Here is a 16,912-nt window from a genome sequence, read left to right on the forward strand (position 1 = left end):
GCGGGGCGCTTACCAGGCGAAGGCCTCCGGGGACGGCCCCGGGCCCGGGAAGATCTCGTCCAGGCTGCTCAGCAGGTCCTCGCCCAGCTCCAGCCGCAGGGCCCTGAGGGCCGACTCCAGCTGTCCGGCGGTGCGCGGGCCGACGATGGGGCCGGTCACGCCGGGGCGGGTGAGCAGCCAGGCCAGGGCCACCTCGCCGGGCTCCAGGCCGTGCTTGTCGAGCAGGTCCTCGTAGGCCTGGATCTGCGCGCGGGCAGCCGGGTCCTTGAGGGTGTCGGCGGCCCGGCCGGAGGCGCGCCGGCCGCCCTGGACCTCCTTCTTGATGATCCCGCCGAGTAGACCGCCGTGCAGCGGCGACCACGGGATGACACCGAGGCCGTACTCCTGCGCGGCCGGGATGACCTCCATCTCGGCGCGGCGCTCGGCGAGGTTGTACAGGCACTGCTCGCTGACCAGGCCGATGGTGCCGCCGCGGCGGGCGGCGATCTCGTTGGCCTGGGCGATCTTGTAGCCGGGGAAGTTGCTGGAGCCGGCGTAGAGGATCTTGCCCTGCTGGACGAGGACGTCGATCGCCTGCCAGATCTCCTCGAACGGGGTGTTCCGGTCGATGTGGTGGAACTGGTAGAGGTCGATGTAGTCGGTCTGCAGCCGCTTCAGGCTGGCGTCCACCGCGCGGCGGATGTTCACCGCGGAGAGCTTGTCGTGGTTGGGCCAGGCGTTGTCGGTGTCGGCGGCCATGTTGCCGTAGACCTTGGTGGCGATGACGGTCTTCTCGCGCCGCCCGCCGCCCTTGGCGAACCAGTTGCCGATGATGGTCTCGGTGCGGCCCTTGTTCTCGCCCCAGCCGTACACGTTGGCGGTGTCGAAGAAGTTGATGCCCGCGTCCAGCGCCGCGTCCATGATCGCGTGGCTGTCGGCTTCGTCGGTCTGCGGACCGAAGTTCATCGTCCCGAGGACGAGTCGGCTGACCTTGAGTCCCGTGCGTCCGAGCTGCGTGTACTCCATGGTCCACTAGCCAACGGCTTGGAGTGCGCTCTAGGCAAGTGCTCCTTGGAGCAAGGCGGTTGAGGTGGTGTCCCCAGGTGTGCCGTACGGTGCCGGGGAACCGCACCACTCCTGGAGAGTCCCGTGTCCGTCCCCGCCCGGCTCTGTGCCGTCGTCCCCGCGCCGCTGCCCTCCGCCGAGGCGGACGTCCCCGAGCTGCTCGGTCTGCCGGGCCGCCGTCTGCTGGTCCAGCGCGGCGACGACGCGCTCGTGGTCCAGCCGCTGGACGACGCCTTCGCGCCCGCGGGGGACCGGGTGCGCGTGCCCGCGCCGTGGCCGCGCCGGCGCGGGACCTGGGCGGTGGCGCCGGACGCGAGCCTGGCGGTGTTCGCGGGCGTGCACGCGGTGCGGGCGGTGGAGCCGTCCGGAGTGACGCGCTGGGAGGTCCGGCACGGCTGCTGGTACGGCGCCTGCCGCGAGCCGCACCAGTCGTACGAGGAGTACGGCGACCGCGCCGACCACCGTCACCCGGAGGGCGGTTCGGCCGGGTTCTCCGTGGACGGGGCGTACGTCTGGGCGCACGTCCGCGGGCCGTTGGCGGTGGGGGAGCCGGACCCGGACGTGGTGGACGAGTGGGTGCTGCTGGACGCGGCGGACGGGCGGGTCCTCGCGCGCGCCGACGCCCGGGCCGCGGCGGCGGGCAGCTTCCACCTCCCGCATCCGGCGGATCCGGGGCAGATGGGGCTGAGCATCGGGGAGGGCCAGGACGGGGCGCCGCTGCGCTGGGGCCGCTGGGACGGCAAGGAGCTGTCCGTCACGTACGTCGGCGGTGACCTGACCCTGATGGGCCTGAGCCCGTCCGGCGAGCGGCTGATGACCGTGACCCACGACCAGGACAAGCTGGCGGTCCGGGGCCCCGGCGGCTCGGTGCTGGAGGGTCTGGAGTGGGACGCCGAGACGGTCGTCCCCCGGCATCCCGAGGCCGAGCCGGACAACGACGAGGCGTTTCCCTACTGGGACTGGGCGGGCGGCTTCCTGGACGAGACGACCCTGATCTGCTCGACGGCCGAGGCCGACGAGGAGTGGGGGCGGGGCCGGCACTGGCTCCTCGACACGGCGGGTGCGCGCACGCCGGTGGAGGTCGGCTACCCGGCACCGGTCGGCATCCGGCCGCCCATGGCCGCGCTGGGCGACGGCAGGTGGGTGACGCCGGCCGACTCGGGGGAGGCGTTGTACGTCTGGGAGCGGGGTCAGTCGCGGGGGAAGTCGTCGGTGCTGATGGTGAGGCGGAGGGGGCTGGTGGTCAGGTCGACATCGGTCCCGTAACGGACGCGCAGTTCACTGGTGTACTCCCCCTTCTTGGGTTCGGTGTACACATGGCACTTGCCCTGGTAGGGGTCGGCGATGAGATACACGGGGACCTCGGCGCGGGCGTATGCGGTCTTCTTGGGCCCGTAGTCGTTGTGAGCCGTCCCCTTCGAGATGACCTCGGCGACGAACTCGACGTCTTCGTGGCGCCAACGCCCCTCGTCGTCCTTCGTCGCCCCTTCTCGGAGTTTGGCTACATCGGGGCAGAAGCCGTTCAGGGGGCCGGGGAAGTCGATGCGGACGTCCGACAGCGCCAGCGCATGCCTTCCGAACCGATCGTCAAGCGCCCAGAGAATCCGGCGAATGGTTTGCCAGTGGATGTCCCGCTGCGGCGTCATGAAGACACTGCCCCCCACGACCTCGACCTTGTATCCCTCGGGGACGGGCATCCGCTCAAGCCGCTCGAACCACTCGTCCAAGCGCCTGGTGTTGGCGTCGGCCATCTTGATCTCAATCCTGTCTTCCAGGACGGTCATCGTGGCGCTCCTCCCCGGCCGCCCCAACCGCGGGTGCAGCCGCGCAGTACAACGATAGGCACTACGACGAGGAGACGCCGGATTTCGTCAGCTTGTTCCCGCCGAGTACGCCTGTCCGACCCCCCACGCCTCCCACATCGCCCCCGCGAACGCTCCCGCGATCCGGTGCTCCCCGCGCGCGTTGGGATGCGTGCCGTCGTAGGTGTCGGTGCGGATGTCGTACGACTCGGGCGGCGAGGCCAGCAGCAGCGGGGAGCGGGGCTCGTCCAGGTCGGCGACCGTCTTGGCGAGCAGCACGTTGAACCGGTCGACCTGCTCGGCGAACGGCGCGTCCGCCGCGGCCCGGATGTTGGGTATCACCGGCAGCAGCACCATCCGGATGCGCGGGCCGGCCTCCCGGGCGGCGGTGACGAAGGCCCGTACGTTCTCCGCCGTCTGCTCGGCGTTGGTGTAGAAGCCGAGGTCGATCAGGCCCAGGGAGACCAGCAGGACGTCCGGGCGGTGGGCGCGCACCGCGTCGCCGATCAGCGGGGCCATGTGCAGCCAGCCCTCGCCCCAGCCCGCGAGGTGGGCGCGCGGGAAGCCGGGTTCGGCGTAGGCGAGGGACGTCGGGGCGTCGGTCTGCTTGTCGTACAGCGTCTCGCGCGGGCCGACGAAGGTGAACGGGCCGCCGTACGAGGCGCACAGGTGCTGCCACAGCCGGTAACGCCATGTGTGTTCGCCCGCGCTCCCGATCGTCATGGAGTCGCCCACGGGCATGAACCTCAGCATCCGCTCATGATGAAGGATCGCGGTGGCACGTGGGGCTGGTGGTGGCTGTGAGGCGGACCACGTCCCGGCGGCCCCGGCGGCCAGGTCAAGCGAAGCAGACGGCCATGTCCGGTGAACCCCCGGCGGGAATGGCAGGCTTGGCTCATGCGTCGATCCTTCGCTGTTCTCGCCGGGGTGCTGCTCGCCGGCGCCTGCGCGCTGCCCGCCTCCGCCGCCGACGGAACCGCCGGGGGAACCACCGAGGGGGCGGGGGACCAGGGCTTCACCATCAAGGACCCGCGGATCACCGAGTCCAGCGGGCTCGCCGCCTCCCGGCAGCACCCCGGCGTCTACTGGACGCACAACGACAGCGACGACGGGCCGTACCTCTACGCCGTGGACAGCGCCACCGGCAGGACCGTCGCCCGGATCACCCTGCGCGGCATCGGCTCCCCGCGGGACGTCGAGGCCGTCTCCGTCGGGCCGCACAACGAGATCTACGTCGGTGACATCGGCGACAACTTCGGCGGCAGGTGGCCGTACGTGTGGATCTACCGGCTGCCCGAGCCGAAGAAGCTCACCGACCAGACGGTCACGGCCACGCAGTACGTGGTGAAGTACTCCGACGGACCGCGCGACGCCGAGTCGCTGGTCGTCCACCCCGAGACCGGGCGCGTCTACCTCATCGACAAGAAGGAGGACGGCGGGCACCTGTACGAGGGCCCGGCCACCCTCTCCACCTCCGGCGCCAACGTCTTCAAGCCGGTCGCGGCCGTCGACCTGTGGGCCACCGACGCCGCGTTCTCCCCGGACGGCCGGCACCTCGCCGTACGCGGCTACTTCGGCGGCATCGCCTACGACTGGAACGGCGGCCGTATCAAGCGCAAGGGGCGCCTGGACGTGCCGCTCCAGGGGCAGGGGGAGTCGGTGTCGTACTCCGCCGACGGCACCAAGCTGATGTACGGCAGCGAGGGCGCCGACAGTGCCGTCCAGGCGGTCGACGCCCCGGACCGGCCCGCAGCGAAGTCGCCGTCGGCGAGCGGGAGTTCCGGCGGATCGGCGGACCAGGGGGGCGGCGGGAGCCTCAAGGTGGGCGCCGTGATCGTCGCGGTCGGCGTGGCGGCGCTGTTCGGCCTGCGGCGGCTGCGTCGGGGCTGAACTGCCGGGCGCGGAGGGAAAAATGCCCGTTCGGGTTCTCCTCCGTACGTCCATTTCTGTGTACTCCCGGAGGCGGAGCAGGACCGCCCCGCAGATGGATCCGTTCGCTCACCGGACACGAAAGGGTGTTCCCGTCCTCTAAGTTGACGGAAAGGAACGTCCATCGTGCGGATAGGACGCCTGGCGCCCATGCTCGCCGTCGGGGTCACGGCAACCCTGGTCCCCGCCCTCGCCCCGGCGCAGGCCTCCGCGGCGGAACCGCTGGGGAGGTTCGAGGCCCAGAAGCCCGCGTGGCACAGATGCGACGCGTCGCAGCCCGCCGCGTTCCAGTGCGCCACGATCAAGGTCCCGCTCGACTACGGCCGCCCCGGCGGCAAGACCATCAAGCTGGCCGTCTCCCGGCTGAAGACCAGCGTCCCCGGCAAGCGGCACGGCGTGCTCCTCTTCAACCCCGGCGGTCCCGGCGGCGAGGGCCTGGACATGCCCGCCATGATGAAGGACGCGCTGCCCGAGAAGGTCCGCGAGAGTTACGACCTCATCGGCTTCGACCCGCGCGGTGTCGGCCGCAGCACCCCGGTCACCTGCGGCCTCACGGGAGCGGAACAGAACATCGAGCACCCCTACAAGGCGGAGACGTTCAGCCGCGACGTCAAGTGGGCCCGGACCGTCGCCGACAAGTGCCGTACCAGGAGCGGCGACAAGCTCCCGTACATCACCACCCGCAACACCGCCCGCGACATGGACGTCATCCGTGCGGTTCTGGGCGAGAAGAAGCTCTCCTACCTGGGGTACTCCTACGGCACGTACCTCGGCGCCGTCTACGCGCAGATGTTCCCCGAGCGCACCGACCGCTTCGTGCTGGACAGCGCCGTCGACCCGGCCCGGATCTGGCGCGGCATGATCCAGGTCTGGGCATCGGGCACCGAGCCGGCGTTCACCCGCTGGACGAAGTGGACCGCGCAGCACCACCGCACGTACAAGCTCGGCAACACCCCGGCCGAGGTGCGCAAGACGTTCTGGAACCTGGTCGCCCGCGCCGACCGCTCCCCCATCGACGACGGTGGAGCCAAGTTCACCGGCGACGACATCCGTGCCATCCTGCGTCCCGCGTTCTTCACGCCCCAGTACGCGGCCCAGGCGGTGGTCGAGTTCAAGAAGGCGGCGGCGGGCCACGGCTCGTCCCGCCACTCCCTGCTGCCGCCCGGCGCCCAGCAGCAGCCCCGCTGGACTTCCACCCTGGCCAGGTCCGGAGCCGCGCAGCCTCCGGCCGACAATGGCAGCGCCTCCTTCTGGTCGGTGCTCTGCGGTGACACCGCGGCCTGGCCGCACGACCCGGAGCAGTACCAGCGCGACGCCATCCGGGACAAGGCCAAGTACCCGCTCTACGGCGACTTCGGCTCCAACATCACGCCCTGCGCGTTCTGGGACAAGCCGGCCGAGCCCGTCACCACGGTCGACAACAAGGTCCCTCTGCTGACCGTCCAGAACCAGTGGGACTCCCAGACGCCCCTGGTCAGCGGCCTCGGCATGCACCGCGCCCTGAAGGGCTCGCGCATGGTGTACGTCAAGGGCGGCGAGGGCCACGGCGTCTACGGCGGCGACCCGCGCTCCTGCGCCGACCGCACCGTCAACGCCTACCTGAGCACCGGAAAGCTGCCGGCAGGGGACGTCACCTGCAAGCCGTCCCACAGGCAGGGCCTGGGCGTGAAGCCACCGTTCGTGCAGTGACACACGAAGGGCGCCCGGCATGCACCGGGCGCCCTTCGTCGTCGTACTCGGAAAGTCAGAGCTTCGTCGTACTCGGAAAGTCAGAGCTTCTCGATGACGTAGTCCACGCACTTCGTCAGCGCCTCGACGTCCGCCGGGTCGATCGCCGGGAACATCGCGATGCGCAGCTGGTTGCGGCCGAGCTTGCGGTACGGCTCGGTGTCCACGATGCCGTTGGCGCGCAGCACCTTGGCGACGGCGGCGGCGTCGATCTCGTCGGAGAAGTCGATCGTGCCGATGACCTGCGAGCGCTTGGCCGGGTCCGAGACGAACGGGGTGGCGTACTTGGACTCCTCCGCCCAGGTGTACAGGCGGGTCGAGGAGTCCTTGGTGCGGGCCGTGGACCAGGCGAGGCCGCCCTGGCCGTTGAGCCACTCCAACTGCTCGTTGAGCAGGAAGAGGGTGGCGAGCGCCGGGGTGTTGTACGTCTGGTTCTTGCGGGAGTTGTCGATCGCCGTGGGGAGCGAGAAGAACTCCGGGACGTGGCGGCCGGAGGCGTGGATCCGCTCGGCGCGCTCGATCGCGGCCGGGGAGAAGACGCCGATCCACAGGCCGCCGTCGGAGGCGAAGGACTTCTGCGGGGCGAAGTAGTAGACGTCGGTCTCGGCGATGTCGACCGGGAGGCCGCCGGCGCCACTGGTCGCGTCCACCAGCACGAGCGAACCGGAGTCCGCGCCTTCGACACGCTTGATGGGCATCGCGACGCCCGTCGAGGTCTCGTTGTGGGTGAAGGCGTAGACGTCGACGCCCGCCTCGGCCCGCGCCTCCGGGTGGGTGCCGGGGTCGGCCGAGATGACGGTGGGCTCGGCCAGCCAGGGGGCGAGCTTGGCGGCCTTGGCGAACTTGGAGGAGAACTCGCCGAAGCTGAGGTGCTGCGACTTGTTCTCGATCAGGCCGTGGGTGGCGATGTCCCAGAACGCGGTGGAGCCGCCGTTGCCGAGGACGACCTCGTAGCCCTCGGGGAGGGAGAACAGCTCGGAGATGCCCTCGCGGACCTTGCCGACCAGGTTCTTCACCGGCGCCTGCCGGTGGGAGGTGCCCAGCAGGGAGGTACCGGTGGCGGCGAGGGCGTCCAGCGCCTCGGTGCGCACCTTGGAGGGGCCCGCGCCGAAGCGTCCGTCGGCGGGCTTGATGTCTGCGGGAATCTGGATGTCGGCCACGGCACGAGGTTAGCCGGTGGTGTTCCGCCAGGTGGAGACGTGTCCGTTCGATGAGACGAGATCACGGGACGTGGACTTGTGAGGTTGTACGACGATCGGAGCGGGGTTGTGGACACGTCTCGGTGACTGTCCGTGATCGGATGCATCCTGGACGCATGACGGATCACTCGGTTCTCGAAGCGGAGCTGCGCGGCGCCGTGCGGGGCGACGTCGGCTTCGACGCCACCAGCCGGTCGCTGGTCACCATGGACGCGTCCAACTACCGGCGCGTCCCACTGGGCGTCGTGGCCCCCAGAGACGCCGACGACGTGGCCGCCGTGCTGGAGGTGTGCCGGACGCGCGGGGTGCCGGTGGTGGCGCGCGGCGGCGGCACGTCGATCGCCGGGCAGGCGACCGGCACCGGCGTGGTGCTGGACTTCACCCGGCACATGACCGGCCTGCTGGAGCTGGACCCGGGCAGCAGGACGGCCGTCGTCCAGCCGGGGCTCGTCCTGGACCGGCTCCAGGAGGCCGCCGCCCCGCACGGACTGAGGTTCGGCCCGGATCCGTCCACGCACAGCAGGTGCACCCTCGGCGGCATGATCGGCAACAACGCGTGCGGCTCCCACTCGGTCGCCTGGGGCACGACCGCGGACAGCGTGCGGGAGCTGTCCGTCGTCACCGCGCGCGGGCAGCGGCTCCGGCTCGGCCCGGGGTGGGCGGGCGCCCCGGCCGGGCTGCGCGAGCTGGCCGAGAGCGAACTGGCCCGGCTCCGCACGGGCTTCCCCGACCTGCCCCGCCGCATCTCCGGGTACGCGCTGGACGCGCTGCTGCCCGAGAAGGGCGCCGACGTCGCCCGCTCCTTCTGCGGCTCCGAGGGCACCCTCGGCATCCTCACCGAGGCCGTGGTCGGCCTGGTCGAGGCGCCGCGCGCGCGTGCCCTGGCCGTGCTGGCGTACGCCGACGAGAGCGCCGCCGCCGAAGCCGCCGCCGGCCTGCTGCCGCTGCGGCCGCTCACGGTGGAGGGCATGGCCGCCGACCTGGTGCCTGCCGGGTCGGGACTGCCCGGGGGCGGCGCCTGGCTGTTCGTGGAGACCGGCGGGGAGACGGCCGCCGAGGCCCGCGCGCGTGCCGAGGAGACCGTGCGCGCCGCCGACGTCGTGGACGCGCTGGTCGTCACCGACCCGGCGGCCCAGCGGGCCCTGTGGCGCATCCGCGAGGACGCGGCCGGCACGGCCACCCGGATGCCGGACGGCACGGAGGCCTGGCCCGGCTGGGAGGACTGCGCGGTGCCGCCCGCCCGGCTCGGCGCCTACCTGCGCGACTTCCGGTCCCTGCTGTCGGCCCACGGACTGCGCGGCACGCCGTACGGCCACTTCGGCGACGGCTGCATCCACGTCCGCATCGACTTCGACCTGCTCACCGAGGCCGGCACCGGCCGCTTCCGCCGCTTCTCCGAGGAGCTGGCCGACCTGGTGGTGGCCCACGGCGGCTCCCTGTCCGGAGAACACGGCGACGGCCAGGCCCGCGCGGAACTCCTCCCCCGGATGTACGGCGCGCAGACGGTACGGCTGTTCGAGCGGGCCAAGGCCGTCTGGGACCCCGACGACCTGCTCAACCCCGGCATGCTGGTCCGCCCGGCCCCGCTCGACGCGAACCTCCGCTTCTCCGTCCTGCCGAGCCGCCCGGTCGACGTGACCTTCGGCTACCCGGCCGACGGCGGAGACTTCGCCGCGGCCGTCCGCCGCTGCGTCGGCGTCGCCAAGTGCCGTACGACCACGGCGGCCGGCCCCGCCGTGATGTGCCCCTCCTACCGGGCCACCGGCGAGGAGGAGCACTCCACGCGCGGCAGGGCCCGGCTGCTGCACGAGATGCTCGCGGGCGAGGTGATCACCGACGGCTGGCGGTCCACGGAGGTCCGTGACGCCCTCGACCTCTGCCTGTCCTGCAAGGGCTGCCGCTCGGACTGCCCGGTCGGCGTGGACATGGCCACTTACAAGGCGGAGTTCCTGCACCACCACTACGCCGGCCGCCGCCGCCCCGCCGCCCACCACACCCTGGGCCGCCTCCCGGAGTGGCTCCGCTGGACGGCCCGCACTCGCATGGCACCGGTCCTGAACGCGCTGGCCTCGCTCGGCCTGCCGGCGCGCCTCGGCAAACGGCTGGGCGGGCTGGCCCCGGAACGGGAGATCCCGCGACTGGCGACGCAGACGTTCAGCGGGTGGTGGCGGAGGCGAAGGCCGACTCAGGCCACGGGGAACCTGGTCGTCCTCTGGCCCGACACCTTCACCGAGCACCTGTCACCGTCCGTCGGACAGGCCGCCGTGCGCGTGCTGGAGGCCGCCGGGCTGCGGGTGGCGCTCCCGCCCACGCGGCTGCCGGGCCGCGGAGCGATCGCCGACGGCCGGACAAGAGCGGCGACCGCGCTGCTCACCGCCCGCCGGGCCCGGGTGTGCTGCGGACTCACCTACATCTCCACCGGCCAGCTGGACCGCGCCCGCAAGGTCCTGCGCCGCACCCTGGACCTGATGGAACCGGTGCTGCGGGCCCGGGTCCCGGTCGTCGTCCTGGAGCCGAGCTGCGCCGCCGCCCTCCGCGGCGACCTCCCGGAACTCCTGCCCGACGACCCGCGGGCCGCCCAGCTGTCCGCCGCGGTCCTCACCTTCGCCGAAACCCTGGAGCGGCACGCCCCGCACTGGACCCCGCCCGCCGTCGACCGCCCGGTGGCCGGCCAGACCCACTGCCACCAGCACGCGGTGCTCGGCGACACCCCCGACCGCCGCCTGCGCGCCGCCGCCGGCCTCACCGGCGAGCTGAGCGGAGGCTGCTGCGGCCTGGCCGGCAACTTCGGCTTCGAGAAAGGCCACTTCGAGGTCTCCCGGGCCTGCGCCGAGGAACAGCTCCTGCCCTCGGTCCGGCAAGCACCCCCGGGCACGGTGATCCTGGCCGACGGCTACTCCTGCCGCACCCAGCTGGAACAGCTCGCCGGGGTCCGGGGCCGGCACCTGGCGGAGGTCCTGGCGGAGGCGCTGCCCTAAGGCCGCACCCAGCTTCACAAGAGAACTCTCAGCTTCGAGTCGCTTTCGATCCGGTCTCTCAGGAACCGCAAAGGAATTCACAGCACACCCTTGCCGATTTCGCGGTTCCGGACCCCTGGACGGCGTGTAGGTTCTTCGATGTCGGGTTCCGGAGACGGAATTCAGCACACAAGAACAGTGCGACAAAAGGAGACGGAAATGAGCTTCAAGAAGCTTGCCCCGCTGCCCCCCAAGCCCAAGTCGAAGCAGCTCCCCCCGCCGCCGAAGCCGAAGCCGAAGAAGCGCGCGCACAAGCCGCTGCCCAAGCCGCTGCCCGGCCAGGACAAGTGATCCGGCGCTGAACTGAAAGGGGTCGATGGTGCACCGTCGACCCCTTTTCCTCTTCCTTTGGGAAGGTGATTCGGAAAGGTTTTCTGATGGCTGGCGAAGGTGAAGAATACGAGTACGAAGCACCTACCATTCCCGCCCGCACGGCATTCCGCCGTTTCTGGCCGCTGACCAAGGGGCTCAGGAAGTGGCTGCTCGTCGTCTGGCTGTGCACGGTGCTCGCCGCGCTCGCCGAGACCGAGGCCATCCTGCTGTTCAGCGAGCTGACCGACCACGCCCTGCAGAAGGGATCACTGGCCGCGTTCTGGAGCCCGGCCGTGAAGTGGCTGGGCATCGCGGTGGTCGGCGCGCTCGTCGCGTACGCGGGCAACTCCCTGGCCGCGTGGGCCACCGAGCGCTTCGTGATGCGGCTGCGCGAGCACGTCTTCGACCACGTCCAGCAGCTGCCCCCGCACTTCTTCCAGCGCCACCGGCAGGGTGATCTGCTCTCCCGGCTGACCAGCGACGTCGAGGCGATCGAGACGATGGTCGTGTCCGGTCTCGTCGGCGCCGCCTCGGCGGCCTTCTCCGCCCTCTTCTACGCCGTCGCCGCCTTCTGGCTGCGCTGGGACCTGGCCGCCGCCACCTTCGTCCTCGCCCCCCTGTTCTGGCTGGCCGCCCGCCGCTTCTCCGGATCCATCAAGGACGTCTCCCGCGCGGGCCGGGTGGCCGACGGCGCGATCACCTCCGTGGTGGAGGAGTCCCTCGGCAACATCGTGCTCACCCAGGCCTACGACCGCCGGGACGCCGAGCGCCGCCGGCTGCACGAGGAGGCGAACGCCTGGTTCCGCGCCTCCGTCCGCTCCACCCGCCTGAACGAGGCGTACGAGCAGCTGGTCCAGGTCATCGAGACGGTCTGCGTGCTCGCCGTGATCGGCATCGGCGCCTGGGAGATCTCCACCGGCCGGATGACCCTCGGCCAGCTCCTCGCCTTCGCCGCCTTCCTCGGCTACCTCTACCCGCCCGTCCGCGGCCTCGCCCAGCTCGGCCTCACGGTCACCGCGGCCACCGCGGGCGCCGAGCGGCTCATCGAGATCCTGGACGTGCGCCCCTCCGTCACAGACCCCCGGCGCGGCGCCGACGTGGGCCGGCCGGACGGCACGGTCGAGGTCCGGGACGTCTCCTTCCGCTACCCCGGCACCGACCGGACCGCCCTCGAAGGCCTCTCCTTCGCCGTCCGCCCCGGCGAACTGGTGATCATCACCGGCCCGAGCGGCGCCGGCAAGTCCACGGTGTCCAAGCTGCTGCTGCGCTTCTACGACCCGGACTCCGGAGACGTCCTCCTGGACGGCGTACCCCTGCGCGACTTCCCGCTGGCCCGGCTGCGCGAGTACGTCACCCTGCTCCCGCAGGAAACCCTGGTGCTGCACGACACGGTGCGCGCCAACATTGCCTGCGGCCGGCCCGGCGCCAGCGAGCAGGCGATCGTGGAGGCGGCCAAGGCGGCCGACGCCCACGACTTCATCGTCCGGCTCCCCGACGGCTACGACACCAAGGTCGACCCCCACTCGGCCCGTCTCTCCGGAGGACAGCTCCAGCGCCTGGCCATCGCCCGCGCCATCCTGCGCGACGCGCCCGTCCTGGTCCTGGACGAACCGACCACAGGCCTGGACGCGATGGCCGCCCGCCGCGTCGTCAAGCCGCTGCGCCGCCTGATGACGGGCCGTACGACGATCATGATCACGCACGACCTCAACCTCGCCCCCGACGCCGACCGCATCATCGTGGTGGACCGCGGCCGCATCGTGGAGACCGGCCGCCACGACGAACTCCTCGCCCGGGGCGGTGCCTACGCCCGGCTGCACCGCTCCCAGAACAACGCGGTGCTGGACACCGGGGAGCTGCGCATGCCGCTGTGGGAGGAGCCACAGCCACCGGCACCGGCTCCGGCGCCCGTACCGGCGTACGAGTACGGGCACGGGCACGGATACGGCCCTGGGTACGGGGACGGGCATGGAAACGGGTACGGCTACGGAGACGGCGTGCCCTCGGCCCTGCCGGACGGTCGTCCCCTGTTCCGCGACGAGGAGGTCTGGCCCAGCGGCTGAGCCGGGGGATCCAGCATCCGGGACAGTCCCAAAAAGGGTTCACGCGCCTGTCCAAGTCCATTACCCTGGACTTGGTAGTACATCGCGATGAACGAACCCGATCAAGCACCAGGACCGCCCGTGACCGCCGCACCCAGCACGACCTCGCCGTCCCAGGCCACCACCCCCTCCGCCGCGGGAAGGCGCCGTCTCGGCTCGTTCGGTTCGCTCGGCCCGGTCGGGCTGGTGCTGGCCGGTGGCATCTCGGTGCAGTTCGGCGGCGCGCTGGCGGTCACCCTGATGCCCCGGGCCGGCGCGCTGGGCGTCGTGACCCTGCGGCTCCTCGCGGCGGCGGTCGTCCTCCTCCTGGTCTGCCGGCCCCGGCTGCGCGGTCACTCGCGCACCGACTGGGGCACGGTGATCGTCTTCGGTATCACCATGGGCGCGATGAACGGCCTGTTCTACGAGGCGGTCGCCCGCATCCCGCTGGGCCCGGCGGTCACCCTCGAAGTCCTCGGCCCGCTGACCCTCTCCGTCCTGGCCTCCCGCCGCGCGATCAACGCGCTCTGGGCCGGCCTGGCCCTCGCCGGCGTCTTCCTGCTCGGCGGCGGAGGCTTCAGCAACCTGGACCCCACGGGGGTCGCCTTCGCCTTGGGGGCCGGAGCCATGTGGGCGGCCTACATAGTCTTCAGCGCCCGTACGGGCCGCCGCTTCCCCCAGGCCGACGGCCTCGCCCTCGCCATGGCCGTGGCGGCCCTCCTCTTCCTCCCCATCGGTATCGCCGAGGCCGGCACCCGGCTCCTGAACCCCACCACCATCGCCCTGGGCTCGGCGGTGGCCCTGCTCTCCTCGGTCCTGCCCTACACCCTCGAACTCCTGGCCCTGCGCCGCCTGCCGGCCTCCACCTTCGCCATCCTCATGAGCCTCGAACCCGCCATCGCGGCCACGGCGGGCTTCCTCATCCTCGGCCAGTCCCTGTCCGTCACCGAGGCCGCCGCGATCACCCTGGTCATCGCGGCAAGCATCGGCGCGGTCCGCACCCAGGTGGGCCGCAACAAGGCCCGCCTACAGGCATCGCAGGCCTGACGGCGCAAAGCGGGTCGTCGGATCAGTCGGCGCCGCTGAGGTACACCCGGCTGCGTTGCGCGTCGACGGGATGGACAGCGACGTTCAGCCAGTCGAGGTCCCCCTGGCAGGGAAGGCACACCGGTCCTTCCGTGACATCGGCGAGCGCCTCAGGCTCCTTCAGCCCGATGTGGGCGAAGGGGGTGACGGGCGGCTTCCCCTTGTCCGCCGAGGCAAGCGGTCGCGCTCGGTGCGACAGCGGGCTGTCCGGGCCGAGTTCTCGGACGAACTTCTTGAGGTCCGCTGTGGGCAGCACGAAGGCGAGCAGCAGCCCGTCGTCCTGGAACCCCCTCTGATGGGCAGCCCTGAGATCAGTGGCCTGCGCCGGAATCGTCAAGTTCATGCGTTGGGCGACCTGAGCAGGGGTGGTTCCCTCGACCCAGTACGGAACTCGCCGCCCGCCTTCCGTCCCGCCGCGCACCGATGATCTATGACCGGTTGCCGAACAGGCCGCCAGCGAACAGACAAGCGCACCGCTGAGGACACCGAGAAGCGCCGCACGCGTGCGCGAGAACCTGGCGGCACGAGACAACGGACGCCTCACCGGGCATCTCCGTTGCGCCCGATGTCCGTACGCGTCCCGTCCCGCCCGGGGTCGGCGGGGGCAGGCAGGACCCCCGAGCCCGTTCCCAGGTCGTAGTGCCGCACCGTCCCACTGCCTCTCATGTCGTACTCCTTGGCCAGACCTGTTCTGTGCAGACGCGCCATGTCCGCGTCGGTCACGGTCGTCGGTCCGATCTGGGTGGCCTTTCCGGGGTCCCAGTTGTAGCGGTCCCAGACGTTGACCTGGTAGTCGAGACTGATCTTGGGTTTGCCGTCCGCTCCGGGTGCGACGGTGACAGCGCCGGTGGTGTTCGTTCCGGCGCTACCCACGGCCAGATACCAGTTCCGGTCCGTGTGCGTGTATCCGACTCCGGGAGTCTCCACCGGAATCGTCACAGGCTTGCCACCGGACTCCCGATAGGCGTCCAGGGCCTTCTGCCGCCATTCCCCCTCGTGATCCCGGATCGACTTCTCGGCCGCCCTACGCAGTGTCGAATCGTCTTGCATCATCCTGTCCACGTCCAGGTCGAGAGGCGTTCCCAGCCCTCGGAGGTAGTGGTCCATGTTGCGGGCGGCGTCGGTATGGCCCATGAAGTCACCACCGTTCGCCATGACCTTGGCCTGGGTCAGGATCCAGTAGTCGTGGGCGGTGGGGTCCTCGATGTCATACGGGCCGGAGCCATCGTCGGGACCGTCGCAGCTCTGCCCTCTGCTGAGGGCTGGCTTGATCGCCGAGCTCCGCTAGCTTCCGGAGCCGCGGCAGCATGTCCTCGTCCAGGGAGGTGTAAACGGCGTGGCCCGCGTTGTAGGGATCGTTGCCGTGGCTGCGTCCGAGTGCTCGCACGACCGCTGCGTCGATCTCCGCAGCGTGACGCACGAGATCGGTAAGGGTGTCGGCGTACCACTGCATCAGCTCTCTGGCCTTCTCTCCCGCCTCTTTCCCATCGACGGTGCACATGCCTGGCATTACCTGTACCGAGCCGTTCTCGGCGGGCACGATCAGGTAGCCGTTATCCCGGGCATCCGTTTCAAGGATCTTTGCCCTGCGTTGCAGGCCGACCAGCTCTTGGTGGGCGTCGTCCAAGATGCTCCAGATGCTCTTGGCCTCACGGTGCAGGTCAGCGCATTCTTTGACCGTCTTGTCCACGAACTCGCGGGTCACAGCGGCATTTATTCCGGCCCAACGGGCCCTGTCGGCCTTTGCCTTCAGCCCTTCGCGGCTGTCTCTCGACAGCGTCTCAAGGCGTTTGACCGCCTGCTCCCATGTGACCACGGCAGCGGCGAGCTTGCCGAGATCCACGTCGAGCAGATCGCGGTAGTTCATGCCGGCGCCTCCGTCACTCGAAGTAGCTGTTCAGGACAGACACGGGGACAGCCGATCCATCCCGGCTGTGGAGCACGGCGCCGATTGTCTCGTCGTCGCGCGCATGTAACTTCTTCGAGTAGTCCAGGTGATTCGATATGTGAGCGAGTGCCTGCAGGACCGTCTTGACCTGGGAGGTCCAGACGGAGACCGTCGTTTCCAGCTCCGATCCCATGGCGAAATGGTGACTCTTCAGCGTGGCAGCGGCCTGCATTGTCGTACCGGCGCCGTGGGCGTCTGCTCCGGCTCCGGCGATGTCGACTTGATCACGGAGCCGAGCATGGAGCTGAAAAGCTTCGTGGCCGACGACACCGAGGTCGTCCTGATGGATGACGAGGTCCGCGGTGCCCGCGGTCTCGGCTGCGCTGTTCAGCACAAGATGCGCCGCATCGCCTTGAACAGCCCGGGCCTTCAACCGTTCCCATTCGTCCCAAGCCATTACGTCATCACCCCCGTGTGATCGACTAAGCGATCTTGGAGGGCAGTTTACGTACTCCCAAAGCCTCGGGCTTCCCGAATGTTCAGTACCAGCCAGGGCTCCGCACGCCAAACGTTCGATGCACGTCGGCCACGCGGGCTCCTTTCAGCCGTCCGGCAGCGTCAATCTGATCATCCTGCACTGCCGCAACGAGGTGCTGTTCCATGGCTCGCGCCACCACATCGAAGAGACGCCGCCCATCGTCTACATACCAACGCGGGCAACGCCGTCCGTCACTACAGCACGGAGTACCGCCGCCGCGCGCCGTCCACCTCTCTGTGGACGCCCTCGGCGACATCGAGCTCTCCCTGCGCGCCAGCAGCCTCAGTG

15 protein-coding genes are annotated in these 16,912 nt (G+C 70.6%); 7 read left to right on the forward strand and 8 right to left on the reverse strand.

Features of this window, described 5'->3' with window-relative positions; all coding sequences use genetic code 11:
* Positions 1–9: 9 nt before the first annotated feature.
* A complete protein-coding gene (locus ACZ4U1_RS09905; RefSeq protein WP_467901740.1) occupies positions 10–1,005 on the reverse strand; it encodes an aldo/keto reductase in 996 nt (331 codons plus the stop codon).
* A 123-nt stretch (positions 1,006–1,128) separates the two neighbouring features.
* On the opposite strand from ACZ4U1_RS09905, the gene ACZ4U1_RS09910 reads away from it, so the two are divergent.
* Positions 1,129–2,310 carry a hypothetical protein gene (locus tag ACZ4U1_RS09910; RefSeq protein ID WP_467901742.1) on the forward strand — a complete coding sequence of 394 codons (1,182 nt, stop codon included), beginning with the start codon at positions 1,129–1,131 and terminating at the stop codon, positions 2,308–2,310.
* On the opposite strand, the gene ACZ4U1_RS09915 is transcribed toward ACZ4U1_RS09910, so the two are convergent.
* Both ACZ4U1_RS09915 and ACZ4U1_RS09920 read right to left on the reverse strand, forming a co-directional pair.
* Positions 2,235–2,828 carry a Uma2 family endonuclease gene (locus tag ACZ4U1_RS09915; protein WP_467901744.1) on the reverse strand — a complete coding sequence of 198 codons (594 nt, stop codon included), beginning with the start codon at positions 2,826–2,828 and terminating at the stop codon, positions 2,235–2,237. The genes ACZ4U1_RS09910 and ACZ4U1_RS09915 overlap by 76 nt on opposite strands.
* 87 nt (positions 2,829–2,915) lie before the next feature.
* Positions 2,916–3,599 (reverse strand): GDSL-type esterase/lipase family protein, encoded by a 684-nt coding sequence (locus tag ACZ4U1_RS09920; protein ID WP_467901745.1) that lies wholly within the window; start codon positions 3,597–3,599, stop codon positions 2,916–2,918.
* A 144-nt stretch (positions 3,600–3,743) separates the two neighbouring features.
* On the opposite strand from ACZ4U1_RS09920, the gene ACZ4U1_RS09925 reads away from it, so the two are divergent.
* Together ACZ4U1_RS09925 and ACZ4U1_RS09930 are read left to right on the forward strand one after the other, a co-directional pair.
* Entirely contained in the window at positions 3,744–4,736 is a 993-nt protein-coding gene (locus tag ACZ4U1_RS09925; protein WP_467901747.1) for a WD40 repeat domain-containing protein, read from the forward strand.
* Positions 4,737–4,901: 165 nt separating this feature from the next.
* Positions 4,902–6,464 (forward strand): alpha/beta fold hydrolase, encoded by a 1,563-nt coding sequence (locus ACZ4U1_RS09930; RefSeq protein WP_467901749.1) that lies wholly within the window; start codon positions 4,902–4,904, stop codon positions 6,462–6,464.
* A gap of 80 nt (positions 6,465–6,544) precedes the next feature.
* On the opposite strand, the gene serC is transcribed toward ACZ4U1_RS09930, so the two are convergent.
* On the reverse strand, positions 6,545–7,663 hold the full coding sequence (gene serC / locus ACZ4U1_RS09935; protein WP_467901751.1) for a phosphoserine transaminase: 1,119 nt from the start codon (positions 7,661–7,663) through the stop codon (positions 6,545–6,547).
* 155 nt (positions 7,664–7,818) lie between these two features.
* On the opposite strand from serC, the gene ACZ4U1_RS09940 reads away from it, so the two are divergent.
* The 4 genes from ACZ4U1_RS09940 (at position 7,819) to ACZ4U1_RS09955 (ending at position 14,159) form a co-directional block, all read left to right on the forward strand.
* The gene (locus ACZ4U1_RS09940) at positions 7,819–10,680 is read left to right on the forward strand and encodes an FAD-binding and (Fe-S)-binding domain-containing protein (protein ID WP_467901753.1); all 2,862 of its coding nucleotides are present in this window, start codon (positions 7,819–7,821) and stop codon (positions 10,678–10,680) included.
* 198 nt (positions 10,681–10,878) lie between these two features.
* Positions 10,879–11,010: a hypothetical protein gene (locus tag ACZ4U1_RS09945; protein WP_467901755.1), complete on the forward strand. Its 132-nt coding sequence runs from the start codon at positions 10,879–10,881 to the stop codon at positions 11,008–11,010.
* Positions 11,011–11,096: 86 nt separating this feature from the next.
* Complete coding sequence (locus ACZ4U1_RS09950) at positions 11,097–13,094, forward strand: ABC transporter ATP-binding protein (RefSeq protein WP_467901757.1); 1,998 nt, start codon at positions 11,097–11,099, stop codon at positions 13,092–13,094.
* An 87-nt stretch (positions 13,095–13,181) separates the two neighbouring features.
* Positions 13,182–14,159: an EamA family transporter gene (locus ACZ4U1_RS09955; RefSeq protein ID WP_467901759.1), complete on the forward strand. Its 978-nt coding sequence runs from the start codon at positions 13,182–13,184 to the stop codon at positions 14,157–14,159.
* A gap of 22 nt (positions 14,160–14,181) precedes the next feature.
* Here the strand turns inward: ACZ4U1_RS09955 and ACZ4U1_RS09960 are convergent, their stop codons facing one another.
* From ACZ4U1_RS09960 to ACZ4U1_RS09975, 4 genes are all read right to left on the reverse strand, one after another.
* Positions 14,182–14,541: a hypothetical protein gene (locus ACZ4U1_RS09960; RefSeq protein ID WP_467901760.1), complete on the reverse strand. Its 360-nt coding sequence runs from the start codon at positions 14,539–14,541 to the stop codon at positions 14,182–14,184.
* A 197-nt stretch (positions 14,542–14,738) separates the two neighbouring features.
* Positions 14,739–15,353, reverse strand: coding sequence for a hypothetical protein (locus ACZ4U1_RS09965; protein ID WP_467901762.1), 615 nt, complete (start codon positions 15,351–15,353; stop codon positions 14,739–14,741).
* Between the two features lie 52 nt (positions 15,354–15,405).
* Positions 15,406–16,065: a hypothetical protein gene (locus ACZ4U1_RS09970; RefSeq protein ID WP_467901763.1), complete on the reverse strand. Its 660-nt coding sequence runs from the start codon at positions 16,063–16,065 to the stop codon at positions 15,406–15,408.
* 13 nt (positions 16,066–16,078) lie between these two features.
* Entirely contained in the window at positions 16,079–16,543 is a 465-nt protein-coding gene (locus ACZ4U1_RS09975; RefSeq protein WP_467901765.1) for a hypothetical protein, read from the reverse strand.
* Between the last annotated feature and the right edge of the window lie 369 nt (positions 16,544–16,912).

Source organism: Streptomyces sp. NPDC028928, assembly GCF_055564915.1.